Genomic DNA, 6172 nt, shown 5'->3' with positions numbered 1-6172 from the left:
GCGATCCGCCGGTCGTGGTGATCGGCGAGCTCAAGCTCGCCTTCAATCTCGAATTGATCCTGCAGGCGGTCGATCGCGCGCCGGCCGGCGACGAGGTCTGGATCGCCGCAAGAATGTCGGCGCGCGGCAAGGGCCGCGAGAGCGACGCGCGCTATCGCAATCTGTGTCGTCGCCTCGGTTTTGGCATGCTGGGAGTGAGCGAGCGCGGCCAGGTGGAAGTCTTGGTCAAGCCGCCGACGGCCAGTCCGCGCCGCGAGCCGAAAAAACGCTCGCGACTGGTCGCCGAGCACCAGCGCCGCCAGGGCGATCCGGTCAAGGGCGGCAGCACGCGCGCTCCGATCATGACGGCCTACCGCCAGCAGGCGTTGGCCTGCGCGTCGGCGCTTGCTGACGGCCCGCAGCGGGTGCGCGACCTCCGTGCCCGGTGCCCGGATGCCGGCAAAATTCTGCTGCACAACGTCTATGGCTGGTTCGCGCGCGCCGAGCGCGGCATCTACGGCCTCACCGACGCCGGCCACGCCGCGCTGAAGCGCTGGCCGCAATACCGGCTGCAGCCCGAGGCTGCGCCGTCATCGCCGTGACGTGGCTCAATGCGATTGAGCCCAATGCATGATGTGAATGGCTGGATTGCTACATCAAATTCATATTGCAATGCAACATGAGCGGCACTAGGTATCCCGGATCGAAACGAGGCCTCCCATGAGCGCAGACTGGAATACCAAATATGGCCCGCGGCGCGTCCGCCACGATCCGCCCACCCTGGACGAGGCGATTTTCGCAGCCATCGGCATCACCGACGACCAGGAGGCGCAGGCCGAGATCGCGGCGTCGCTGATGGGCATGCCGCTCGATGTGGTGCAGGCCGAGGTCAAGAAGCAGGCGCGCGCCAATGCGCGCATCACGGCCACGCGCGTGATTACGGGCGAACAGGGCGCGCAGCGCTCGGTGGTGGTCGAGCGCCGCGTCGTGCGCCGCTTCGGCAACGACAAGCGCACCGGCACCTAGAGCCCGCGCGCATCTTTCAGCACGAACAAGCGAGAAAGCGGACCGGCGATGCCGGTCCGCTTTTTTCTTAGGCCGCGCGGTTGTACATGCTGGACAGCAGCTTCCAGCACGTTCTGTTGAAGCTCAGGATCGCGCGCCCGGCGGTGAACGGCGCGGCAGCGAGTTCTGCGAGCTCGGCCTCGGGCGTCTTGGTCAGATCGATCGTGCCGGTCGACTCGCCGTGGCGGAACGACAGGTGCGCGCCGAACTTGTTCGCCAGCGCGCGCATCGCGTGGTTGTCCGCGCCGGTGGTGATGCGAAGCTGCTTGAAATCCTTCCAGCGCGCTTCCGCGACCAGGCGGCGGAACAGCATGGTGCCGATGCCCCGGCGCCGCACGGATGCTTCCACGCTGAACGCCACCTCGGGCAGGGCATCGCCCTCCGGCGGGTGCAGCTCGGCCGCGCCGCGCACCACGCCGTCGACGATGTAGGCCGCGATCACGGTGCCGTCGTCCGCGCAGCGGGCGGCGTAGCGCTCGATGAAGCCGTCGTCGAGAAATCCGTTGAAGCGGTCGTGCCGGCTCTCGGGATCGAGCCTCAGCAGGTGATCGCGCAGGAGCGGCAGTTCCTCCTGCTGGATCAAGGTCCGCACATAGCCCCAGCCGGTGGTCGCACCGGGGTCGGCATGGGCGGTTTCTTGGATGGTTTCTTTGCTAGCCACGTCAAACTCCTCTTGGTGTCCCTCGAGGAGGCGTTCGAATCCCTAGGGTCCCTATATTGTGCATCGCAATATATTTTTCAAGACGGGGCATTACCCAGGATAAGAGACAGAGGTTGCGACCAATTCGTTAACGAAATCAAGGCTTCGTAGTCATACGAGGACCATCTGGGTCTGGGTCACCAGGGCCACCAGCTTGCCGTCCTCGGTCTCCAGCCGGGTCTGCCATACCTGGGTACGCCGGCCCCGGTGAATCGGCGTCGCGGTGGCGATCACCGTGGTTCCCTCCTTCGCCCCGCCGATGAAATTGGTCTTGCTCTCCAGCGTCGTGGTGCCCTTGGCGTCCTCCGGCAGGTTGAGCACGGTCGCGGCAGCGCCGACGGAATCGGCGAACGCCATGATCGCCCCGCCATGGGCGATGTGGCCGAGGGTGCAGAGGTCGGGGCGCACCGTCATTTTCGCCACCACCCGCTCCTTCTCCGCCTCGACGAACTGCACGCCCTTGAGCTCGGCAAACGGCATCTTCATCGCATGAAGTTTCTCGAGCGGCGTCATCGAATCTCCTCCCAATGTCCTGTCGGTGCAACCTGAATTGCTCCGTGCGGCAAAGCAATGACCTCCGAGGTCATGGCCGCGGCGACGACGGGCGGGCTTGTGCGTTTTCACCGGGCCGCAATCTTAGCCAAATTTCCAACTAGGGCTTGCACATTGGAGCTGCCAGCTGATTCGCCGACGCATCGCGATCGGCAAGGATATTGCCATGGCACTGTTCAGACGTAAGCTCGGCCCGATCGAGCGCTTCGAGAGTGCGCTGAAGGGCAAGCAGGCGGAACGGCAGAAGCTCGCCGCGCGGCTCAGTCTTGCGGAATCCCTCGTTACAGAGAAGCGCGCAGCCGCCGAACAACTGGCAAAGGCCGGGGCCGGCAACGCCAAGCTGGCGCGCGCCGAGGCCATGCTGCGTTCGGTCGAGGACCGTGCCAACGCGTTGCGCGCCGCGCTCGGGGAAGCCAACGAACAGGTCTTCGCAACCGAGCGCGCCCTTGCCGACGCCGTTGCGCAACGCGACCGCGAACTGCTCGCGGATCGCATCGAGGCACTGGCCGCGGCGATCGATCAGGCCGTTCCAGGCTTTACTGCCGGCGCCGCCGGGCTCGTCGATGCCGTCGCGAAGGCAGCGGTGACGGTGGCGGAGGCGAGCGGCTTTTCCACCAACGTCGGCCAGGTCAGTCGCGAGGTACTGGCGGCCGCGGACCTCGTCTGCTGGGAGCTGAGGACGCTCGCCGCACGGACGCGGGTGGGCAACGCCAACGCCGCATTGCTGCCGTCGCCCGGGGCCGCGAGCTCACAGCTTCCGGAGATCGAGCGGCAATTGATCTACACGCTCAGTCCGCTCAAATGGCAGGACGGAACCGAGATGCGCAAAGCGACTGCCTTTGCGCTGGTCGAACTGCCGAAGACGCTGCTGCCGATCGCCCTGCAACACCAGCATGTCGACTATCTCAGCGCCAGGCGGGTCAAAACCCTGATCCAGGTCCATGGCAGCGGCGGAATCGACGGCGATGACCCTCCCGACGATTCGGAATTCATTGATCTCAACGCCCTCGCCGCTCGCACGGAGAGCGAGACGATACCTCGAGCCGACGTCGCCTGAGCACGGACCTCGCTAGAGCCGGCCTCCAGGCCGCGGCGACTTGCGCGTCTCACGTCACCGCGTTCACCACCTGGTATTCCGGCCGGCGCCACACCTCGCCCGCGATCACCTCCTCGATGATCCCGGCCGCGCGAAGCATGTCGGCTTCGCCGACATAGAGCGGCGTGATGCCGAAGCGCATGATGTCGGGGCTGCGGAAATCGCCGATCACGCCGCGCGCGATCAGTGCCTGCATCGCGGCGTAGCCGTCGGCAAAGGCGAAGGAGACCTGGGAGCCGCGCTGGGCGTGCGCGCGCGGCGTTACCAGCTTCAGTGACGGACAGCGCCGCTCGACCTCGGCGATCAGGAGATCGCCGAGGCGAAGCGAGCGCGCGCGGACCTCGCCGAGATCGACGCGGTCCCAGATGTCGAGCGAAGCCTCGAGCGCGGCCATCGCCAGCACCGGCGGGGTGCCGACCCGCATACGCTCGACGCCGCCGGCCGGCCGATAGCCGAGATCGAAGGCGAACGGTTTTGCGTGCCCCATCCAGCCCGACAGCGCCGGCCGCGCCACCTCGGCATGCCACGGCGCGACGTAGAGGAAGGCCGGCGCGCCGGGGCCGCCGTTGAGAAATTTGTAGGTGCAGCCGGCGGCGAAATCGGCGCCGGCGCCGGCGAGGTCGACCGGCAGCGCGCCGGCCGAATGCGCGAGATCCCAGACGGTGAGGATGCCTAGCGCCCGTGCCTTCGCCGTGAGAGCGGCCATGTCATGCCGGCGGCCGGTGCGGTAGTCGACCTCGGTCAGGTAGAGAACCGCGATCTCCTCCGACAGTGCCGCCTCGACTTCCTCCGGCGCCACCAGCCGCAATCGGTGGCCGCGCCCGAGCGTCGCGATCAGGCCTTCCGCCATGTAGAGGTCGGTCGGGAAATTCCCGGTGTCCGACAGCACGACCTTACGCCGGGTCATGTCGAGCGCCGCGGCGAGCGCCTGGTAGACCTTCAGCGACAGCGTATCGCCCATCATCACGGAGCCTTGTTCCGCGCCGATCAGCGCGGCGATGCGATTGCCCACGCGGCGCGGCTGCTCGTACCAGCCGGCGCTGTTCCAGGCGCGGATCAACTCGTCGCCCCACTCCGCCGTGATGACGCGCGCGACGCGCTCGGCGACACCGAGCGGCAGCGCGCCCAGCGAGTTGCCGTCGAGATAAATCACGCCATCAGGCATGTGAAACAGCGCCCTGGTGTCGTCGTAGACGCGCAGTCGGGTTCCGGTCATGTTCGGCTGCCCTCGCAGACGTCAGAGAACGGTGCGCACGCGCCAGAGTTCGGGGAACAACTCGACCTCCAGCATGCGCTTGAGATAGCTGACGCCGCCGGTGCCGCCGGTGCCGCGCTTGAAGCCGATGACGCGCTCGACCGTGGTGACGTGGTTGAAGCGCCAGCGCCGGAAATAGTCCTCGAAGTCGACCAGCTTCTCGGCGAGCTCGTAGAGCATCCAGTGCGTCTCCGGCGCCTCATAGACCTGCCGCCACGCCTCCAGCACACCGTCGTCGAAGCGATGCGTCTCGCTGACGTCGCGCGCCAGCACCGCCCTGGGCATCGCGAGCCCCTTGCGGTCGGCGAGCCGCAGCACCTCGTCATAGAGGCTCGGCGTCGCAAGCTCCGCTTGCAGCAGCTTCGTGACTTCGGCGTCGTGCGCGTGCGGCTTCAGCATGGCGTGGTTGCGGTTGCCGAGGAGATATTCGATCAGCCGGTACTGGAACGACTGGAAGCCGGAGGATTGCCCGAGCCGGCCGCGGAAACGCGTATACTCGCTTGGCGTCATCGTGCGCAGCACGTCCCAGGCGTTGTTCAGCTGCTCGAAGATGCGCGACATCCGCGCCAGCATCTTCATCGCCGGCGCGACGTCGTCCCGCGCGATCGCGCGGCGGGCGGCCGAGAGCTCGTGGATGGCGAGCCGCATCCAGAGCTCGGAGGTCTGGTGCTGGATGATGAAGAGCATCTCGTCATGGGAGTCCGACAGCGGATGCTGCGCGCCGAGAATGGCGTCGAGGCTCAGGTAATTCCCGTAGGACATCTTGCGGGCAAAGTCGGTCTCGGCGCCTTCGGCCGTTGGGTCATAGTCGCTGCTCGTCATGACACGCCCTCTCACTCCGCTCCGACCAGGCTCCGGGTGATCGTCGACGACGGATCCTTGAGCCCGTCGATGACGGAGAAATGATTGTGCCCGGGCTCGACGACGAGCCGTGTCGGCACGTCGAAGCCGGTCCAGACGTTGGCCATCAACTCGGCCTGGCGGATGAATTCGGGCCGCTCCTCGCCCCCGACCCAGACGATCAGGGGCGAGGTGCCGCGCGGCGTGCGCAGCGCGGCGCTCTCCGCCGTCGCCTCCTCCATGGTCAAACCGAGGGTCGCGTTCATCTTCGTCTTCAAGAGCGGACGGAGGTCGTGCAGGCCGCTGATCGACAACGTCGAGACGATCCGGTCGAAGACAGCCGGCGGGAGAGGCGTATCGTCGCAGAGCATGCGCGTGACGAGATGGCCGCCGGCGGAATGGCCGGCGAGCCGGATCGGTCCCGGAACGAGCGCCGCGACTGCCGTGATCGCGGCGACGATCTCCGCAGTGATGTCGCAGATGCGCGCGGCCGGCGTCAGCGTGTAGCTCGGCAGCGCGACGGCAAGACCGTGGCGCCGCGCGCCCTCGGCAAGATCGGTCCATGACGATTTGTCGAAGCGCATCCAGTAGCCGCCATGCACGAAGACGACGATACCCCTGGCGTCGCCGTCCGGCAGCACGAGGTCGAGGCGCTGGCGCTCTCCGGAGCCGTAGGGGATGTCGG

General features: G+C 66.9%; 8 protein-coding genes. 3 read left to right on the top strand and 5 right to left on the bottom strand.

The features are described from left to right. Positions 1-581 (top strand): DUF2161 family putative PD-(D/E)XK-type phosphodiesterase (locus tag KGM94_RS22665; protein ID WP_300264307.1); only part of this gene is annotated, 581 nt, incomplete at its 5' end. A gap of 118 nt (positions 582-699) precedes the next feature. Further along, a complete protein-coding gene (locus KGM94_RS22660; RefSeq protein WP_300264305.1) occupies positions 700-1005 on the top strand; it encodes a hypothetical protein in 306 nt (101 codons plus the stop codon). Positions 1006-1072: 67 nt separating this feature from the next. Here KGM94_RS22660 and KGM94_RS22655 read toward each other — a convergent pair whose 3' ends face one another. Continuing rightward, a complete protein-coding gene (locus KGM94_RS22655) occupies positions 1073-1687 on the bottom strand; it encodes a GNAT family N-acetyltransferase (protein WP_300264309.1) in 615 nt (204 codons plus the stop codon). Positions 1688-1855: 168 nt separating this feature from the next. Continuing rightward, the gene (locus KGM94_RS22650) at positions 1856-2257 is read right to left on the bottom strand and encodes a PaaI family thioesterase (RefSeq protein ID WP_300264303.1); all 402 of its coding nucleotides are present in this window, start codon (positions 2255-2257) and stop codon (positions 1856-1858) included. 205 nt (positions 2258-2462) lie between these two features. Here KGM94_RS22650 and KGM94_RS22645 point away from each other — a divergent pair, with 205 nt between their 5' ends. Beyond that, on the top strand, positions 2463-3353 hold the full coding sequence (locus KGM94_RS22645; RefSeq protein ID WP_300264301.1) for a hypothetical protein: 891 nt from the start codon (positions 2463-2465) through the stop codon (positions 3351-3353). Positions 3354-3402: 49 nt separating this feature from the next. On the opposite strand, the gene kynU is transcribed toward KGM94_RS22645, so the two are convergent. The 3 genes from kynU to KGM94_RS22630 form a co-directional block, all read right to left on the bottom strand. After that, positions 3403-4608, bottom strand: a complete 1206-nt coding sequence (gene kynU, locus KGM94_RS22640; protein WP_300264299.1) for a kynureninase — start codon at positions 4606-4608, stop codon at positions 3403-3405. A gap of 21 nt (positions 4609-4629) precedes the next feature. Then, a complete protein-coding gene (gene kynA / locus KGM94_RS22635; RefSeq protein ID WP_300264297.1) occupies positions 4630-5469 on the bottom strand; it encodes a tryptophan 2,3-dioxygenase in 840 nt (279 codons plus the stop codon). An 11-nt stretch (positions 5470-5480) separates the two neighbouring features. Further along, positions 5481-6172: alpha/beta hydrolase (locus KGM94_RS22630; protein ID WP_300264295.1), on the bottom strand; the 692-nt coding region annotated here is incomplete at its 5' end.

This window comes from Bradyrhizobium sp., from assembly GCF_028868675.1.
Classification (GTDB): Bacteria; Pseudomonadota; Alphaproteobacteria; order Rhizobiales; family Xanthobacteraceae; genus Bradyrhizobium.
This window is presented reverse-complemented; position numbering and strand designations above follow the sequence as displayed.

Coding starts and splice junctions, on each gene's coding strand:
- KGM94_RS22660 (WP_300264305.1), top strand. CDS start 700: ATGAGCGCAGACTGGAATACCAAATATGGCCCGCGGCGCGTCCGCCAC.
- KGM94_RS22650 (WP_300264303.1), bottom strand. CDS start 2,257: ATGACGCCGCTCGAGAAACTTCATGCGATGAAGATGCCGTTTGCCGAG.
- KGM94_RS22645 (WP_300264301.1), top strand. CDS start 2,463: ATGGCACTGTTCAGACGTAAGCTCGGCCCGATCGAGCGCTTCGAGAGT.
- kynU (WP_300264299.1), bottom strand. CDS start 4,608: ATGACCGGAACCCGACTGCGCGTCTACGACGACACCAGGGCGCTGTTT.
- kynA (WP_300264297.1), bottom strand. CDS start 5,469: ATGACGAGCAGCGACTATGACCCAACGGCCGAAGGCGCCGAGACCGAC.